This is a genomic window from Streptomyces hoynatensis (assembly GCF_003626535.1).
In the GTDB taxonomy this organism is placed as follows: domain Bacteria; phylum Actinomycetota; class Actinomycetes; order Streptomycetales; family Streptomycetaceae; genus Streptomyces; species Streptomyces hoynatensis.
Genome location: NZ_RBAL01000026.1, coordinates 22,038 through 38,810, shown reverse-complemented (window position 1 = coordinate 38,810; position 16,773 = coordinate 22,038). Strand labels below are relative to the sequence as shown.

Here is a 16,773-nt window from a genome sequence, read left to right as displayed (position 1 = left end):
CCCGGTTACTCCGCGCTCACCCGGTGCTCCCGCGCGCCCGGCGTCCTCGTGGCCGCCGGCGGCCCCGGCTCAGGCCGCGCCGCAGCCCCCGGCCGGCTCGGGCAGCGGGGCGGGAGCGCCCACCGAGGGCAGCCCCAGCATCACCCCGGCCGGCCGCGCGGGCGCGGCGTTGCGCAGCTCCCAGGCGTCCCCGGCGCGGGTGCGGCGCACCGCCCTCGCCTCGCCCTCGGCCAGCAGGTGGTGCGGGGCGGCGTAGGTGATCTCCACCGTGGCCACGTCGCCCGGCCTGACCGGCTCGGCCGGGCGGCTGAAGTGCACCAGCCTGTTGTCCGGGGCGCGTCCGCTCAGCCGCCTGGTGGTCTCGTCCTTGCGGCCCTCGCCCTCGGCGACCAGCACCTCCACCGTGCGGCCGACCTGGCGCTTGTTCTCCGCCCAGGAGATGTCGTCCTGGAGGGCGACCAGGCGCTCGTAGCGGTCCTGCACGACCTCCTTGGGCACCTGCCCCGGCATCTCGGCGGCCGGGGTGCCCGGCCGCTTGGAGTACTGGAAGGTGAACGCCTGGGCGAAGCGGGCCTCGCGCACCACGTGCAGCGTCTCCTGGAAGTCCTCCTCGGTCTCCCCGGGGAAGCCCACGATGATGTCCGTGGTGATCGCGGCCTCCGGAATGGCCGCCCGCACCTTCTCGATGATCCCCAGGTAGCGCTCCTGCCGGTAGGAGCGGCGCATGGCGCGCAGCACCCTGGAGGAGCCGGACTGCAGCGGCATGTGCAGCTGCGGCATGACGTTCGGCGTCTCGGCCATCGCCTCGATCACGTCGTCGGTGAAGTCCCTGGGGTGGGGCGAGGTGAAGCGGACCCGCTCCAGGCCCTCGACGCGCCCGCAGGCGCGCAGCAGCTCGGAGAAGGCCCGGCGGTCGCCGATGTCCGAGCCGTACGCGTTGACGTTCTGCCCGAGCAGGGTGATCTCCACGACCCCCTCGGCGACCAGCGCCTCCACCTCGGCGAGGATGTCGCCCGGCCTGCGGTCCTTCTCCCTGCCGCGCAGGGAGGGGACGATGCAGAAGGTGCAGGTGTTGTTGCAGCCCACGGAAATGGCGACCCAGGCCGCGTAGGCGCTCTCGCGGCGGGTGGGCAGGGTGGAGGGGAAGGCCTCCAGGGACTCGGCGATCTCGACCTGCGCCTCGCGCTGGATCCTGGCCCGCTCCAGCAGGGCGGGCAGCCGGCCGACGTTGTGGGTGCCGAAGACCACGTCCACCCACGGGGCGCGGCGCACGATCGCGTCGCGGTCCTTCTGCGCCAGGCAGCCGCCGACGGCGATCTGCATGCCGGGGCGGGCGTTCTTCTTCGGGGCGAGCTGGCCGAGGTTGCCGTACAGCCGGTTGTCGGCGTTCTCCCGCACCGCGCAGGTGTTGAAGACGACGACGTCGGCGCTCTCCGCGCCCTCCTCGGCCCGGACGTAGCCCGCGGCCTCGAGGAGCCCGGCCATCCGCTCGGAGTCGTGGACGTTCATCTGGCAGCCAAACGTCCTGACTTCGTAGGTGCGCGCGACTTCCGGCATGCGAGAACTCGATCCAAATCGACGGGAGACCAGCGGTGGGCAGTCCCCAAGTCTACGTTCCGCTGGTAGCTTGCGAGGATGGCTCCCAGCTCGCCGGTTCGCGGCCGCCTCGCCGCGCTCGACCTGCGCAGGCGGCCCGTGCAGGTGCTGCTGTGCGCGGTGCTCGCGCTCGCCGTGGTGACGGGGGTGCTGTGGCGCCCGGTCCTCGCGGACGATCACCGCCCGCGCGGCTCGGTCGTGCTGAGCACCGGCGTGACCACGGGGGTCTACGCCCGCTACGGGCAGTTGCTGCGGGGGCAGCTCGCCGCGGACGCGCCGGGGCTGACGATCACGCTGCGGTCGAGCGAGGGCTCGGTGGAGAACATCGAGCGACTCGTGTCGGGCGAGGCGGACTTCGCCATCGCCACCGCGGACGCGATCGCCGCCTACCAGACCTCCGGCGGCCCGGGCGCCGCACACCTGCGGGCCTGCGCGCGGCTCTACGACGACTACATCCAGCTGGTGGTCCCCGCCGACTCCCCGGTCACCGAGGTCTCCGACCTGGCGGGGCTGCGGGTGGGGGTGGGCCAGGACCAGTCCGGGGTGCAGCCGGCCGCCCGGGAGCTGCTGGCCGCGGCCGGGCTCGACATGGAGACGGACATCCAGCCGGTCAACGCGGGCATCGACACGATGCCGACCATGCTGGAGGCCAAGCGCCTGGACGCCTTCTTCTGGTCGGGCGGGCTGCCCACCTCGGCCATCGAGCAGCTCGCCGAGTACACCGACATCCGGCTGGTGCCGCTCGGCGACCTCCTCCCGGAGCTGAACCGCCTCGGCCCGCAGAACGCCTACTACCGGGCGGCGGTGCTGCCGCCCGACGCCTATCCCGACATCGTCGGCTCCCACGTGATCGACACCCTGGCGGTGGCCAACCTGCTGATCACCATGGACTCGACCGAGCACGACATCGCCGAGCAGCTCACCCGCTCGGTGATCAACGGCCGCGACCGCATCGGGCAGGAGGTGCACGCGGCCCAGCGGGTGGACCTGCGCACCGCGATCTACACCGGGCCGCTCGAACTGCACCCCGGGGCCCGCGACTACTACCGGTCGGTCAAGTACTAGGCCCCTCACCCGCCGCCGGGGCCGCCCCCGCGCCGCGTTCGGCCTGCACGCAACCGCGGGACAGTAAGAACCGTCACATACCGGGGCGAATCCCGCCGAGATGACCGAGAATCCTCACTGACCTCATCGCCGACCCCACCCAGAACGCCCCGACGAAGCACCCCTCGCGCGCCTTCCCGTGCCCGCATACCCGGCGCACGCGCGCGCAACTCCCCCGCACCCGCACCTCCCACGGAGTCGCACCATGCATGACGACCGCAGCCTCGTCGAACAACGCCTGCGCCGGGCCCTGACCGAGCGGATCAGGCCCGCGGTCCACCGGGACCCGGTGCCGTTGACCATCGAACGCTGGGACGCCCCGGGCGAGCCGGTTCCCGTCGCCGAGGGGCTCTCGGCCCCCTACCGGCCGGCCGCCGCGGGCGATCCGTGGGGGCCCGCCTGGGGAACGACCTGGTTCCGGGTGAGCGGCCGGGTGCCCCGGGAGTGGGCGGGCCGCACCGTGGAGGCGGTGCTCGACCTCGGCTTCGACCGCGGGTTGCCCGGGTTCCAGTGCGAGGGCCTCGTCTACCGGCCCGACGGGGAGGCGGTCAAGGGCCTGCACCCGTTCAACGACTGGGTCCGCGTCGGCGAGAACGTCAAGGGCGGCGAGGAGGTCCTCCTCTACGTGGAGGCGGCGGCCAACCCGATCCTCAACGAGCCGCGGCCGACCCGGCTCGGCGACCGGCTGACGGCCGGGGACCGGCCGCTGTACCTGGTGGAACGGATGGACCTCACGGTCTTCGAGCCGCAGGTGTGGGAGCTGACCCTCGATCTGGAGGTGCTCGGCGGGCTGATGGCCGAGCTGCCGGCCGAGGACGCCAGGCGCTACGAGGTGCTGCGGGCCGTCGACGCCGCGCTCGACGCGCTCGACCTGACCGACCCCGCCACCGTGGCGGCCACCGCGCCCGCCGCCAGGCAGCGGCTCGCGGGCGTGCTGCGCGCCCCGGCGCGCGCCTCGGCGCACCGCATCTCCGCCGTCGGCCACGCGCACATCGACTCGGCCTGGCTGTGGCCGCTGCGCGAGACCGTGCGGAAGGTCGCCCGCACCTCGGCCAACGTGGTGGCGCTGATGGACGAGCACCCCGAGTTCGTCTTCGCGATGTCCCAGGCGCAGCAGCTCGCCTGGATCAAGGAGCACCGGCCCGAGGTGTTCGCGCGGGTCAAGAAGAAGGTGGCGGAGGGCACCTTCGTGCCGGTGGGCGGCATGTGGGTGGAGTCGGACACCAACATGGTCGGCTCCGAGGCGATGGCCAGGCAGTTCGTCTACGGCAAGCGCTTCTTCCTGGAGGAGTTCGGGATCGAGACCCGCGAGGTGTGGCTGCCCGACTCCTTCGGCTACACCGCGGCGCTGCCGCAGCTGGTGCGGCTCTCCGGCTCCTCCTGGTTCCTGACGCAGAAGATCTCCTGGAACCGCACCAACGACTTCCCGCACCACACGTTCTGGTGGGAGGGGATCGACGGCACCCGCGTCTTCACCCACTTCCCGCCCGTGGACACCTACAACTCCGACCTGAGCGGCCGGGAACTGGCCCACGCCGCCCGCAACTACCGCGAGAAGGGCAGGGGTTCGCGTTCCCTGGTGCCCTTCGGCTGGGGCGACGGCGGGGGCGGCCCCACCCGCGAGATGCTGGCCAGGGCCCGCAGGACGCGCGACCTGGAGGGCTCGCCGCGGGTGGAGATCGAGCCGCCCACCGCCTTCTTCGAGCAGGCGCACGCCGAGTACCACGAGGCCGCGCCGGTGTGGGTGGGCGAGCTGTACCTGGAGCTGCACCGCGGCACGTACACCTCGCAGGCCAAGACCAAGCAGGGCAACAGGCGCAGCGAATCCCTGCTGCGCGAGGCCGAGCTGTGGGCGGCGACCGCCGCGCTGCGCGTCCCCGGCTACGCCTACCCGTACGAGGACCTGGAGCGGCTGTGGAAGACGGTGCTGCTGCACCAGTTCCACGACATCCTGCCCGGCTCCTCGATCGCCTGGGTGCACCGGGAGGCCCGGGAGACCTACGCGCGGGTGCGCGGCGAGCTGCTCGGCCTGGTGGACGCGGCCCAGCGGGCGCTGGCCGGCGAGGGCGAGGACGGGGGCGAGGGCACCGTGGTGTTCAACGCCGCCCCGCACGCCAGGGGCGGCGTCCCCGCGGGCGGCGCGGTCGTCCGCCGGGGGGCGGCGCAGGAGGCGCCGGTCGCCGCGACGCGGCGCGAGGACGGCGGCTTCGCGCTGGACAACGGCCTGCTGCGGGTGGAGATCGACGCCCGCGGCCTCGTGGTCTCCGCGGTCGACCTGACGGCCGGCCGCGAGGCCATCGCGCCCGGCCAGGCGGGCAACCTGCTCCAGCTGCACCGCGACCTGCCCAACGACTGGGACGCCTGGGACGTGGACGAGTTCTACCGCAACAGCGTGACCGACCTGGTGGAGGTGGACTCGCTGACGCTTCAGGCCCAGGGCGGGGCGGCCACCGTCGAGGTGACGCGTTCCTTCGGCTCCTCCCGGGTGACGCAGCGCCTGACGCTGCGCGCCGGGGAGCGGGTTCTCGACGTGGACACGGACCTCGACTGGCACGAGCGGGAGAAGATCCTGAAGGCCGCCTTCCCGCTGGACGTGAAGGCCGACCACTCCGAGGCCGAGACCCAGTTCGGCCACGTGCGGCGGCCCACCCACACCAACACCTCCTGGGAGGCTGCCAAGTTCGAGATCTGCGCGCACCGCTGGCTGCGGGTGGCCGAGACGGGCTGGGGCGCCGCGGTGGTCAACGACTCCACCTACGGGCACGACGTCACCCGCACCGTGCGGCCCGACGGCGGGCAGACGACCACCGTGCGGCTGTCCCTGCTGCGGGCGCCGCGCTATCCCGACCCGGAGACCGACCAGGGCGCCCACCGGCTGCGGTACGCCCTGGTCCCCGGCGCCACGCTCGCCGACGCCGTCCGGGAGGGGCACCGGATCAACCTGCCCGAGCGCGCGGTGCCCGGCGGCCGGGAGGTCGCGCCGCTGGTGACGCTCGACGGCGAGGGGCTGGGCGGCCCCGGGAGCGAGGAGCACCTCGTGGTGTCGGCGGTGAAGCTGGCGGACGACCGCAGCGGCGACCTCGTGGTCCGGGTGTACGAGGCCTCGGGCGGCAGGTCGCGCGGGCGGCTGCGGGCCGCCTTCCCGGTGGCCGCGGTCACGGCCACCGACCTGCTGGAGCGGCCCCTGGCCGCGTCGGCCGAGGCGGCGGGCCCGGCGCGCGAGGCGGCGGCGGCGCAGGAGGGCACCTGGCGGGCCACCGGCGACGGCGTGGAACTCGCGCTGCGGCCCTTCCAGGTCCTCACTCTGCGGCTGACACCCGGCGCGGCAGGCTGACCTGGGCGGGGACCGTCCCGGTGCCCTCGTTCCCCGGTGGTTCCTCCGGTTTGGCCCTGGGCACCGAGATGGTCACCCGCAGCCCGTGCGGCTGGTTGTGGGCGTAGGAGATGGCCGCGCCGCCGGCGGCGAGCAGGGCGTCGACGATGGAGAGGCCGAGCCCGGAGCCGTTGACGTTCTGGTGGCGGCCGCTGCGCCAGAAGCGGTCGCCGATGCGTTCGAGCTCGGCGTCGTCGAGTCCTGGCCCGTCGTCGGCCGTCTCGATGGCGACGTGGTCGCTGTCGCGGGTGACGGTCACGGTGACGCTGCCGCCGCCCGGGGTGAACTTGAGCGCGTTGTCCACGACGGCGTCCAGCGCGCTCGACAGGCTCACCGGGTCGGCCCAGCCGGTCACCGCGATCGCGCCGGCGACCCGCAGCGTCACCCCGCGCCGGTCGGCGACCGGGCGCCAGGCGTCCACCCGCTCGCCGGCCAGGCGCGCGACGTCGGTCACCCGCAGGTCGGCGGAGCTGTGCTCGGCCAGCGCCAGGTCGAGCAGGCCGTCCAGCACCTTGGCCAGCCGCTTGCCCTCGGCGCGGACCGAGGCGAACTCCTCGCTGTCCTCGGGCAGTTCGAGACCGAGCAGGTCGATGCGGAGCAGCAGCGCGGCCAGCGGGTTGCGCAGCTGGTGGGAGGCGTCGGCGACGAAGGCGCGCTGCTGCTCCAGGACGTTCTCGACGTGGTCGGCCATCTCGTTGAAGGACAGCGCCAGCCGCCGCAGTTCCGGCGGGCCGCCCGCCGGGGCCACGCGGGCGGTCAGCCGGCCGGTGGCGATCGCGTGGGTGGCCCGGTCGAGGACCCGCACCGGGCGCAGCACCCAGCGGGTCAGCTGGAAGGCGGCGACGACCGCGAGCAGCATCGCCGCGGCCTCCCCGCCCACGGTGGGCAGCCAGCTGTGCAGGATGTGCGAGCGCAGCGGCCCGGTGGGCGAGTCGGTGAAGACGACGGCGATCACGTCGCCGTCCCTGATCACCGGGGAGGCGACGAGCAGCCGCCGGTCGCTGTTCCACGGCCACACCTGGCTGGGGCCCGAGCTGCGGCGCCCGGCGAGCGCCTCGCCGAACTCCTCGCCGTCCGCGCCGCCCGGCGGGGACCAGCCGTGCGGGGCCACGGCGATGGGGCGGCCGTCGCGCTGGAAGACGCCGGCCTTGATTCCGTAGACCTCGTAGTAGCGGTCGAGCTCGTCCTGGAGGGCGGAGATCTGCTGGCTGTGCCGCCCGGTCCCGGTGTCACTGGCGAACTGGGCGTGCGAGGCGAAGCGGGCGGTGTCGTCGATCCGGTCGACGACGACGCGCTGCTGCGCGCTGTGGGCCTGGCTGACGGCGAGCGGGATGCCGAGCGCGAGGAGCACCCCGGCCAGCAGCACGATGAGGAGCGGAAGGAGACGTGAGCGCATGGGGAAGGGGTCCGGTCACGGGGTGGGGGGCAGGGCCAGCCGGTAGCCGACGCCGCGGACGGTCTCGACGAGCTCCGGCCTGCGCAGCTTGGCCCGCAGCGAGGCGATGTGCACCTCAAGCGTGCGGCCGGTTCCCTCCCAGCTGGTCTGCCACACGTCGCTGATGATCTGCTCGCGGCGGAAGACCACGCCGGGCCGCTGGGCCAGCAGCGCGAGCAGGTCGAACTCCTTGCGGGTGAGCGCGATCTGCTCGCCGTCCACCGACACCTGGCGGGTGGCGGTCTCCACCGTGATCGGGCCGAGCGTCAGCACCCCGGCGGGTTCCTCCTGTCCGGCCGGCTCCTCCTCGGGCCCGGTGCGCCTGCTCACGGCGTGGATGCGGGCGAGCAGCTCCCCGGTGTCGTACGGCTTCACCACGTAGTCGTCGGCGCCGAGGTTCAGGCCGTGAATCCTGGACCTGACGTCGGAGCGGGCGGTCACCATGATCACCGGCACCGAGGCGATGCGGCGGATGCGGCCGCACACCTCGAAGCCGTCCACGTCGGGCAGCCCCAGGTCGAGCAGGACGACGCCGAAGCTGCGATCCCGCACCTGCGCGACGGCCTCCTCGCCGCCCCGGGCGCGGACCACTTCGAAGCCGTGCCTGGAGAGTACGGCGACCAGGGCCGCGGCGACGTGCTCGTCGTCCTCGACCAGCAGCAGTCTCATCTTGGCATCCACGCCGATGAGCGGGGTGCACGTCAAGAGGCCGCCCAGGAGCTGAACGCTACCGTTATCCGCCGCTCACAAGCGGTCACCGAATGGCACGGTGCGCAACGAGACCGCGATCACATCGTGATGCTCAATTTCCGCTCAGATCTGCTGACGCTGCGTTGCGTAGCTGGCTATGGTCCGGTGCCAACCGACGAGGACGGAGCAAGCCAACGATGAGCGACGCGTCGCTGACCAAGGAAATCGAGGACGCCGCGCCTCTCGCCGAGGACCTGGTCATCCTGGACGGCGTGAACAAGCACTTCGGTGCGCTCCACGTGCTCCAGGACATCAACCTGACCATCAAGCGCGGCGAGGTGGTCGTGGTGATCGGCCCGTCCGGCTCGGGCAAGTCCACGCTCTGCCGGACGATCAACCGCCTGGAGACCATCGACTCCGGCACGATCACCATCGACAACAATCCGCTGCCCGCGGAGGGCAGGGAACTGGCCCGGCTGCGCGCCGACGTGGGCATGGTCTTCCAGTCCTTCAACCTCTTCGCGCACAAGACCGTGTTGCAGAACGTGATGCTCGGCCCGATCAAGGTCAGGCGTCAGGACAAGGCCCAGGTCGAGGCCCGGGCCAGGATGCTTCTCGACCGGGTCGGCGTGGGCAGCCAGGCCGACAAGTACCCCGCGCAGCTGTCCGGCGGCCAGCAGCAGCGGGTGGCCATCGCGAGGGCCCTGGCGATGGAGCCGAAGGTGATGCTCTTCGACGAGCCCACCTCCGCGCTCGACCCGGAAATGATCAATGAGGTGCTTGAGGTCATGCGGCAGCTCGCCAGCGAAGGCATGACCATGGTCGTCGTCACCCATGAGATGGGCTTCGCCCGCTCCGCCGCGAACCGCGTGGTGTTCATGGCTGACGGCCGGATCGTCGAAGAGGCAGACCCCCACCAGTTCTTCGACAATCCGCGCAGCGACCGGGCCAGGGACTTCCTCTCGAAGATCCTCGCGCACTGACCGGCCCGGCCGTTCCACCCGCGCAAGACCCGCGCGTTCCCCGCACGCGCATCCCCCCGCGACTCACCGCCTGAAGACAACAAGGGAACACCACATGAAACTCCGTAAGGCAAGCGCTCTGGCCGCCGCGGTCCTCGCGCTCTCGCTGACCGCCACCGCTTGTGGCTCCAACGATGACGACGAGGGCTCGGGCGGGGGCGGCAGCGGCGACGGCGACTCCCTGACCATCGGCATCAAGTTCGACCAGCCGGGTCTCGGCCTGAAGACCCCGGAGGGCGACTACACCGGCTTCGACGTCGACGTCGCCACCTACATCGCCGGCAAGCTCGGCGTCTCCCCGGAGAACATCGAGTGGGTCGAGGCGCCGAGCGCCGAGCGCGAGAACCTGCTCAAGCGCGGCGATGTCGACTTCATCGTCGCCAGCTACTCGATCACCGACGAGCGCAAGGAGCAGGTCAGCTTCGCCGGGCCGTACTTCATGGCCCACCAGGACCTGCTGATGCGCGCCGGCGAGGGCGTCTCCAACCCGGACGAGATCAACGACCTGACCCTCTGCTCGGTCACCGGCTCGACCTCGGCCCAGCACGTGCACGACGACTTCGCTCCCGACGCGCAGCTGCAGGAGTTCGGCACCTACTCCGAGTGCCTGACCGGCCTGGAGAGCGGCGCGGTGGACGCCCTGACCACGGACGACTCCATCCTCGCCGGCTACGCCGCCCAGGAGCAGAACCAGGGCAAGTTCGAGCTCGCCGGCCTGGAGCTGAGCGACGAGCCCTACGGCGTCGGCATCCCGCACGGCGACACCGAGCTGCAGGAGCAGATCAACGACGCGATCCGGGAGATGGAGGAGGACGGCTCCTGGCAGGAGGCCATCGAGCGGAACTTCGGCCCCGCCAACTACGAGGCTGAGGAAGCCCCCGAGATCACGGAAACCAGCTGACCCCTCCGGGTCCCCCGGTGGCGCGCCGCCACTCTGGCGGCGCGCCACATCCATTCCACCCCCCTAGTCGAGGCTGAGAGACTCCGTGTTCGACTTCCTAGATCTCGATGAATACGACCTTTTCGGGGCGTTCTGGACAACGATCCAGCTGACGTTCTTCGCCGGGGTCGGCTCCCTCATCTGGGGGACCGTCCTCGCGGCCATGCGCGTCAGCCCGGTGCCCGTCATGCGTGCCTTCGGCACCGCGTACGTGAACATCTTCCGGAACATCCCCCTGACCCTCATCATCGTCTTCTGCTCGATCGGGCTGGGCCAGACGCTGCGGGTGACGATGTTCACCGACGGCTCGGTCGACCCGACGAACTACCGGCTGGCGATCCTCGGCTTCGTCGTCTACACCTCGGCCTTCGTCTGCGAGGCGCTGCGCTCCGGCATCAACACGGTGCCCGTCGGCCAGGCGGAGGCGGCCAGGGCGCTCGGCCTGAGCTTCTCGCAGGTGCTGCGGCTGATCGTGCTCCCGCAGGCCTTCCGCTCGGTGATCGCACCGCTGGCGAACATCCTGATCGCCCTGACGAAGAACACCACGGTGGCCTCCGCCATCGGCGTGGCCGAGGCCGCCGCCCTGATGAGCGAGATGATCGAGAACGAGGCCCAGCTGATCCCGATTGCCCTGCTCTTCGCCCTCGGGTTCATCATCCTCACCCTGCCGACCGGACTGCTCCTCGGCTGGGTGGCCAAGCGCATGGCGGTGAAGCGATGACCAACCTGTCCGTCCTCTACGACGCGCCGGGGCCGCGCGCCAGGCGCTGGCACGCCGTGTACGCCGTGGTGTTCGTCCTGCTGTTCCTCGCCCTCGCCTGGTGGGTGTACGGCGAACTCGACGACAAGCACCAGCTCGACGGCGAGAAGTGGGAGCCGTTCATCAACGACGGCAACGTCTGGACGACCTTCCTGCTGCCCGGCCTGCGCAAGACGCTGGAGGCCGCCGGCCTCGCGCTGGTGATCGCGCTCCCCCTCGGCGCGATCTTCGGCATCGGGCGGCTCTCGGACCACTGGTGGATTCGCCGGCCCTGCGACGTGGTCGTCGAGTTCTTCCGGGCGATCCCCGTACTGCTGATGATCGTCTTCGCCAACGAGGCGTACGCGCAGTGGTCGACCGTCGACCGCGACATAAGGCCGATGTACGCCCTGGTGACCGGCCTGGTGCTGTACAACGCCTCGGTGCTGGCCGAGATCGTCCGCGCCGGCGTGCTCTCGCTGCCCCGCGGGCAGGAGGACGCGGGCCGCGCGCTCGGCCTGCGCAAGGGCCAGATCATGACCAACGTGCTGCTCCCGCAGGCGGTCACCGCGATGCTGCCCGCGATCATCAGCCAGCTGGTCGTGATCGTGAAGGACACCACGCTCGGCGGGGCCATCCTGAGCTACCAGGAGCTGCTGAGCGCCGCGCGCCTCATCTCCTCGAACTACTCGAACACGATCGCCGCCTACACCGTGGCCGCCGCGATATTCGTGGTGATCAACTTCCTCCTCAGCCAGCTCGCCGGCTGGCTGGAGCGGCGCATCAGGCGCGGCACCCGCGGCACCGGGGCCGTCGTGGCCCAGGGACCGGCGGACCTCGGGGACGGCGCCACGGGGAACCTCGAGACGACGGTGGCGCCCCCGGCTCCCCCCGCCACGGTGGCCAAGGGTTAGGGACCGGTCACCGGGCACCGGACCCGACTTGACGCCTGATCACCCGCTGGGTTGCATACGTGCTGTGCTCCCCGTGATCATTGCCGGCGCGGGCCCCACGGGGCTCGCGCTGGCGCTTGCCCTGGCCGGGTACGGGGTACCGGCCGTCGTCCTCGACGGCACAGGCGAGCCACCCGCCAGGCGCCTGGCCAGGACCTGCGTCCTGACGGGCGACGCCGAACGCCTCCTCGCCCTGCCGGGCGTCGGGCGGCACGCGGCGGCCTGGCGGGGCTGGCGCACCACGCACCGCGAAAAGACCGTCTGGCACGAGGAGTTCACCGAGGCCGCGGCGCCGCGCCACGTGCCGCAGCACGTGCTGGAACTCGCCCTGCGCGAGGCGGCCGAAGGCCACCAGCTGGTGACCCTCGTCGCCGGCCACCGCCTCACCGACCTCGAACAACGCGAGACCGACCTCACCGCCCACGTCGTGCGCCGGGCCCCCGAGGGCCGCCGCGGGCAGGCCAGGACCTACCGCGGCAGCTACCTCGTCGGCTGCGACGGCGCCCGCTCCACCGTCCGCAAGCTGCTCGGCGCCGGATTCCCCGGCCGCACGGACGTCGAGCGCTACGCCGTGGCCGCGCTCCGCGCCGAACTGCCCTGGCCCGGCGAGGCGGGACTGCACCGGGCCCCCGGCTACGGGGAGGTCACCGCCCGCCCCCTGACGGAGGACAGGTGGCGGCTCGACTGGCCGCTCCCGCCGGACGGCGCCCTGGTGACCCCGGAGTCGATGCTGGAACGCGTCCACGGCACCCTCACCGCCTGGCACGGCGGGGAACTTCCCCCCTACGAACTCCTCGACACCGGCGTGCACATCTGCCACCAGCGCCTGGCCCGCCGCTGGCGCGCGGGGCGCGTCTTCCTGGCCGGCGACGCCGCCCACCTGCTCGGAGCGCTCGGCACCCAGCAGGTCGCCGAGGGCCTGCGGGACGTCGAGAACCTCGCGTGGAAACTCGCCGTCGCCTGCCACGAGGGCAACGCCGAGACCCTGCTCGACAGTTACGAGGCCGAACGCCGCACCGCCGTGGGCGCCCGGCTGCGCGCGGTCGACCAGGCCCTGCCGCTGGTGCGCGGCGGCGGGCTGGCCGCCCGGCTCACCGGCCGGGGCCGCGGGCGCCTCACCCTCCTCGCCGAGGGCCACCTGGGCCGCGGCTCGCTCGGCGGCCCGAAGGGCCATCCCGCCTCGCCCCTCTCCTGCACCCCCCGCGTGCCCGTGGCGACGCACACCCCCGTCGGCTCCCCCGTGGCCGACGTGCCGGTGATCGCCCTCGACGGCACCCAGAGCCGCCTGCGCGACCGGCTCGGCGGCCCGCTGCTGCTGGTGCTCACCGCGCCGGGCTCCCGGGTGTGGGACGCCAGGCACTGGCTGACGGCCGGCCTGATGCCGGAGCTGGCCGCCGCGGCGCGCACGCTCCCGCTGCCCGCCGAGCTGCTGGTCACCGAGGAGTACCCGGGTGCCCCCGCGCACACCCTGCTCCTCGTCCGCCCCGACGGCCACCTGGCCGCCGCGTTCCCCGGCGCGGACCAGCAGTCCCTCGAATCCTGCGCCCGCTCCCTCAGAGGCACCCCGGCCGGGTGACCACCGGGCCCCCCCGCGGCCCCGTGAACGCCCGGCCCCCGAGGCGGAGGCCGGCTCCTGCTACGCCCCGCCCCCCAGGTACTCGTCGAGCAGCTCGGGGTCCTCGTCCTCCGCCGCCAGGGCCTCGCGAACCACCCGCAGGGCCAGCCCTTCCGGATAGCCCTTGCGGCCCAGCATCCCGGCCAGCCGCCGCATCCGCTTCTCCGGGGGCAGCCCCCGCGTGGCGGGGAGCCTGCGGGCCACCAGGGCCCTGGCGGTCGCCTCCTCCCGCTCGGCGTCCAGCAGGCCGACGGCCTCGTCGATCAGTCCCTGCGCCACTCCCTTCGTCCGCAACTCCCTGGCCAGCGCCCGGCGCGCCAGCCCCCGCCCGTGGTGGCGGGACTCCACCCAGGCCCCCGCGAAGGCCGCGTCGTCGATGAGCCCCACCTCCTCGAACCTGTCGAGCACCTCGGCGATCGCCGGCTCGGGGATCTCCCGCGCCCGCAGCGCCTCGGCCAACTGCCGCCGCGTGCGCGGGGTCCCGGTGAGCAGCCGCAGGCAGATCGCCCGCGCCCGCTCCACCGGGTCCCGCGGCGAGGCGCCCGCCGCCCGCCGCGGGGCCTCGCCGCCCGCGCCCGCCGGCGGCTCGGGCCACTCGCTGCGCCGCGTCACCGTCAGCTCTTGGCAGCCGCAGGCGACTTGGCCGCCCGCGGTGCCTTGACGGCGGTGGCCGCCGCCGCGGCCGGAGCGGCGGAGACGTCCCCGGCCGCATCCTTGCCCGGCTCGCCCTCGGGAGCCTCGGCACGCGGCCCGATGCCGAGCTTCTCCTTGATCTTCTTCTCGATCTCGTTGGCGAGGTCGGGGTTGTCGCGCAGGAAGTTCCGCGCATTCTCCTTGCCCTGGCCGAGCTGGTCGCCCTCGTAGGTGTACCAGGCGCCCGACTTGCGGATGAAGCCGTGCTCGACGCCCATGTCGATCAGGCCGCCCTCCCGGCTGATCCCGATGCCGTAGAGGATGTCGAACTCGGCCTGCTTGAAGGGAGGGGCCACCTTGTTCTTGACCACCTTGACCCGCGTGCGGTTGCCCACCGCCTCGGTGCCGTCCTTCAGGGTCTCGATCCGGCGGATGTCCAGCCGCACCGAGGCGTAGAACTTCAGCGCCCGGCCGCCCGTCGTGGTCTCCGGCGAGCCGAACATCACGCCGACCTTCTCGCGCAGCTGGTTGATGAAGATCGCCGTGGTCTTCGACTGGTTGAGCGCGCCGGTGATCTTCCGCAGGGCCTGGCTCATCAGCCGGGCCTGGAGCCCGACGTGCGAGTCGCCCATCTCGCCCTCGATCTCCGCGCGCGGGACCAGCGCCGCGACGGAGTCGATGACGATGAGGTCGAGCGCGCCCGAGCGGATGAGCATGTCGGTGATCTCCAGCGCCTGCTCGCCGTTGTCCGGCTGGGAGAGGATCAGCTGGTCCACGTCCACGCCGAGCTTCTTGGCGTACTCGGGGTCGAGCGCGTGCTCGGCGTCCACGAAGGCGACCGTGCCGCCCGCCCGCTGGGCATTCGCCACCGCGTGCAGCGTCAGCGTCGTCTTGCCCGAGGACTCGGGCCCGAACACCTCCACGACGCGCCCACGCGGCAATCCGCCGACGCCCAGGGCCACATCGAGGGCCGTGGAGCCGGTGGAGATCACCTCGACCGGCTCGTTCGGCCGCTCCCCCAGGCGCATCACGGCGCCTTTGCCGAACTGCCGCTCAATTTGTGCGAGAGCCGCGTCCAGCGCCTTCTCGCGGTCCGTACCTGCCATGGGTGCCACCCGGTCCGTCTGATTCGATCGCTTCACGTCCACGGACGCTAGCGCCTGCCACTGACAATCGGCCTCACCGCCGATCCGGACGCCGCGCCCGCCCCTACATGAGAATGGCTGTTCGATTTTCGTGTCAAGCCGGGCCCGCAACCTGTGGATAACTCAAAAAGCCCAGGTCAGAGGCGTCAGCGCAGGTGCCGGGGCACATCCATTGCCGCGCAGACCACGCGCCAGACGTCCTTCGCGTCCCACCCCGCGTCCAGCGCCTCGTAAACGGTTCGGCCGCCGAGCTCCGACATCACGTGGTCCCTGGCGAAGGAATCCGCGTACGCGGGACCGAAGTGCTCCGCCATTCGCTGCCAGAAGTCCGTCAACCGCATGCCACCAGTATCCCGCCGCGCGGGTGCAACCGCGGCCGTTCCCCTGCCCGGGGGCCGTCCCGGCCCTACGGTCACCAGAGTGCCCCCAGGAAGATCCCTCCTCGCCCGCGCCGAGCACTTCGTGTGGCTCACCGCCCGGGTGCTGGAGCAGCGACGATTCGCCCACCTCTTCCTCGACGGCCCGCCCGAGGCCGTGGAGACCGCGCTCGCCGCCTACCGCAACCCCGACCACGGCTTCGGCCACGCCCTGCTGCCCGACCTGCGCGGCCCGCTCAGCCAGCCGCTGCACACGGTCGCCGCCCTGCAGATCCTGGACGAGACGGGCCGCTGCCACGGCCGGCACACCGAGCGCATCTGCCGCTACCTCACCTCCGTCTCCACCCACGAGGGCGCCCTGCCCGCCGTGCACCCGAGCCAGCGCGGCTACCCCGCCGCCCGTTTCCTGCCGATCCCCTCCACCGGAAGCGACCTGCTCGCCACCGGCCCCGCCGTCGGCCTGCTGCACCGCAACGACGTCTGGGACGCCTGGCTCTTCCGCGCCACCGACTACTGCTGGTCGGCGATCGAGCGCCTGGGCCACACCCACCCGAGGCAGGCGCTGGCCGCCCTCGCCTTCCTCGACAGCGCCCCCGACCGGGCGCGGGCCGAGACCGTGGCCGACCGGCTCGGCGGACTGGTGCGCGACCAGCGGCTGGTCGTCACCGATCCCGACCGGGCGCACGCCTTCGCGCCCCCGGCCGGGTACGGGCCCGACGAGCTGCACTTCGTCTGCGACTACGCCCGCAGCCCGAACTCGCTGGCGCGGCGCTGGTTCTCCGAGGCCGAGCTGGCCCGCGGCGTCGCCCACCTCGCCGCCCGGCAGTGCGCGGACGGCGGCTGGCCCGCCAGGCACCCGGCCTGGGCCCCGGGCAGCGTGGTCGAGTGGCGCCCGATTCACACCATCGAGGCACTGCTCACCCTCCGCGCCTTCGGCCACGACCTCGCCGCCCCCGCCCCGGCCCCGCCTTCGGCCTCCCCCTGACCCGCCCCGGAACCCCGCACGTTCCCGCTCCCCCGCGCGGCGCCCCCGGCCGGCCCACGCGGGGCGTCCGGGCCGCCCCCACCGCAGCCCAGGGCCGTGCCCCCCACCACGACCCAGGGCCGCCCCCGCACGGCATCCACGACGGGCCCCACGCGGCGTCCCGTGC

General features: G+C 72.9%; 13 protein-coding genes and 1 pseudogene. 8 read left to right on the top strand and 6 right to left on the bottom strand.

What is annotated here, in order from left to right; translation table 11 throughout:
- Window positions 1-69: 69 nt before the first annotated feature.
- Window positions 70-1,557, bottom strand: a complete 1,488-nt coding sequence (gene miaB, locus D7294_RS28380) for a tRNA (N6-isopentenyl adenosine(37)-C2)-methylthiotransferase MiaB (RefSeq protein WP_120684668.1) — start codon at window positions 1,555-1,557, stop codon at window positions 70-72.
- Window positions 1,558-1,635: 78 nt separating this feature from the next.
- Between miaB and D7294_RS28375 the strand changes: the two genes are divergently transcribed.
- Window positions 1,636-2,661, top strand: a complete 1,026-nt coding sequence (locus D7294_RS28375) for a TAXI family TRAP transporter solute-binding subunit (RefSeq protein ID WP_120684667.1) — start codon at window positions 1,636-1,638, stop codon at window positions 2,659-2,661.
- A 244-nt stretch (window positions 2,662-2,905) separates the two neighbouring features.
- On the top strand, window positions 2,906-6,034 hold the full coding sequence (locus D7294_RS28370) for an alpha-mannosidase (RefSeq protein ID WP_120684666.1): 3,129 nt from the start codon (window positions 2,906-2,908) through the stop codon (window positions 6,032-6,034).
- On the opposite strand, the gene D7294_RS28365 is transcribed toward D7294_RS28370, so the two are convergent.
- Together D7294_RS28365 and D7294_RS28360 are read right to left on the bottom strand one after the other, a co-directional pair.
- Window positions 6,000-7,469 (bottom strand): sensor histidine kinase, encoded by a 1,470-nt coding sequence (locus tag D7294_RS28365; RefSeq protein WP_120684665.1) that lies wholly within the window; start codon window positions 7,467-7,469, stop codon window positions 6,000-6,002. The two genes, D7294_RS28370 and D7294_RS28365, sit on opposite strands and share 35 nt — an antisense overlap.
- Window positions 7,470-7,484: 15 nt before the next feature.
- A complete protein-coding gene (locus D7294_RS28360; RefSeq protein WP_120684688.1) occupies window positions 7,485-8,177 on the bottom strand; it encodes a response regulator transcription factor in 693 nt (230 codons plus the stop codon).
- A gap of 218 nt (window positions 8,178-8,395) precedes the next feature.
- On the opposite strand from D7294_RS28360, the gene D7294_RS28355 reads away from it, so the two are divergent.
- The 5 genes from D7294_RS28355 (at window position 8,396) to D7294_RS28335 (ending at window position 13,428) form a co-directional block, all read left to right on the top strand.
- Entirely contained in the window at window positions 8,396-9,181 is a 786-nt protein-coding gene (locus D7294_RS28355) for an amino acid ABC transporter ATP-binding protein (protein WP_120684664.1), read from the top strand.
- A gap of 94 nt (window positions 9,182-9,275) precedes the next feature.
- Window positions 9,276-10,121: a glutamate ABC transporter substrate-binding protein gene (locus D7294_RS28350; protein WP_120684663.1), complete on the top strand. Its 846-nt coding sequence runs from the start codon at window positions 9,276-9,278 to the stop codon at window positions 10,119-10,121.
- A gap of 85 nt (window positions 10,122-10,206) precedes the next feature.
- Window positions 10,207-10,881, top strand: a complete 675-nt coding sequence (locus D7294_RS28345; RefSeq protein ID WP_120684662.1) for an amino acid ABC transporter permease — start codon at window positions 10,207-10,209, stop codon at window positions 10,879-10,881.
- Window positions 10,878-11,813, top strand: coding sequence for an amino acid ABC transporter permease (locus D7294_RS28340; RefSeq protein WP_120684661.1), 936 nt, complete (start codon window positions 10,878-10,880; stop codon window positions 11,811-11,813). The genes D7294_RS28345 and D7294_RS28340 overlap by 4 nt, the downstream gene beginning before the upstream one ends.
- Before the next feature lie 64 nt (window positions 11,814-11,877).
- A complete protein-coding gene (locus D7294_RS28335) occupies window positions 11,878-13,428 on the top strand; it encodes an FAD-dependent monooxygenase (RefSeq protein ID WP_120684660.1) in 1,551 nt (516 codons plus the stop codon).
- 60 nt (window positions 13,429-13,488) lie between these two features.
- On the opposite strand, the pseudogene recX reads toward D7294_RS28335, so the two are convergent.
- The 3 genes and pseudogenes from recX to D7294_RS28320 all read right to left on the bottom strand — a co-directional run.
- Window positions 13,489-14,190: pseudogene (gene recX / locus D7294_RS28330) on the bottom strand (recombination regulator RecX); the annotation flags it as partial.
- Complete coding sequence (gene recA, locus D7294_RS28325; RefSeq protein WP_120684659.1) at window positions 14,082-15,206, bottom strand: recombinase RecA; 1,125 nt, start codon at window positions 15,204-15,206, stop codon at window positions 14,082-14,084. The pseudogene recX and the gene recA, both read right to left, overlap by 109 nt.
- Before the next feature lie 185 nt (window positions 15,207-15,391).
- Window positions 15,392-15,586 carry a DUF3046 domain-containing protein gene (locus D7294_RS28320; RefSeq protein ID WP_120684658.1) on the bottom strand — a complete coding sequence of 65 codons (195 nt, stop codon included), beginning with the start codon at window positions 15,584-15,586 and terminating at the stop codon, window positions 15,392-15,394.
- Between D7294_RS28320 and D7294_RS28315 the strand changes: the two genes are divergently transcribed.
- A complete protein-coding gene (locus D7294_RS28315; RefSeq protein ID WP_422070754.1) occupies window positions 15,585-16,607 on the top strand; it encodes a hypothetical protein in 1,023 nt (340 codons plus the stop codon). The two genes, D7294_RS28320 and D7294_RS28315, sit on opposite strands and share 2 nt — an antisense overlap.
- The last annotated feature ends 166 nt before the right edge of the window (window positions 16,608-16,773 follow it).

Bases quoted from the DNA above. Each gene is read 5' to 3' on its own strand.
- recA (WP_120684659.1), bottom strand. From the start codon at position 15,206: ATGGCAGGTACGGACCGCGAGAAGGCGCTGGACGCGGCTCTCGCACAA.
- D7294_RS28320 (WP_120684658.1), bottom strand. From the start codon at position 15,586: ATGCGGTTGACGGACTTCTGGCAGCGAATGGCGGAGCACTTCGGTCCC.
- D7294_RS28370 (WP_120684666.1), top strand. From the start codon at position 2,906: ATGCATGACGACCGCAGCCTCGTCGAACAACGCCTGCGCCGGGCCCTG.
- miaB (WP_120684668.1), bottom strand. From the start codon at position 1,557: ATGCCGGAAGTCGCGCGCACCTACGAAGTCAGGACGTTTGGCTGCCAG.
- D7294_RS28315 (WP_422070754.1), top strand. From the start codon at position 15,585: ATGCCACCAGTATCCCGCCGCGCGGGTGCAACCGCGGCCGTTCCCCTG.
- D7294_RS28365 (WP_120684665.1), bottom strand. From the start codon at position 7,469: ATGCGCTCACGTCTCCTTCCGCTCCTCATCGTGCTGCTGGCCGGGGTG.
- D7294_RS28355 (WP_120684664.1), top strand. From the start codon at position 8,396: ATGAGCGACGCGTCGCTGACCAAGGAAATCGAGGACGCCGCGCCTCTC.
- D7294_RS28360 (WP_120684688.1), bottom strand. From the start codon at position 8,177: ATGAGACTGCTGCTGGTCGAGGACGACGAGCACGTCGCCGCGGCCCTG.
- D7294_RS28350 (WP_120684663.1), top strand. From the start codon at position 9,276: ATGAAACTCCGTAAGGCAAGCGCTCTGGCCGCCGCGGTCCTCGCGCTC.
- D7294_RS28340 (WP_120684661.1), top strand. From the start codon at position 10,878: ATGACCAACCTGTCCGTCCTCTACGACGCGCCGGGGCCGCGCGCCAGG.
- D7294_RS28375 (WP_120684667.1), top strand. From the start codon at position 1,636: ATGGCTCCCAGCTCGCCGGTTCGCGGCCGCCTCGCCGCGCTCGACCTG.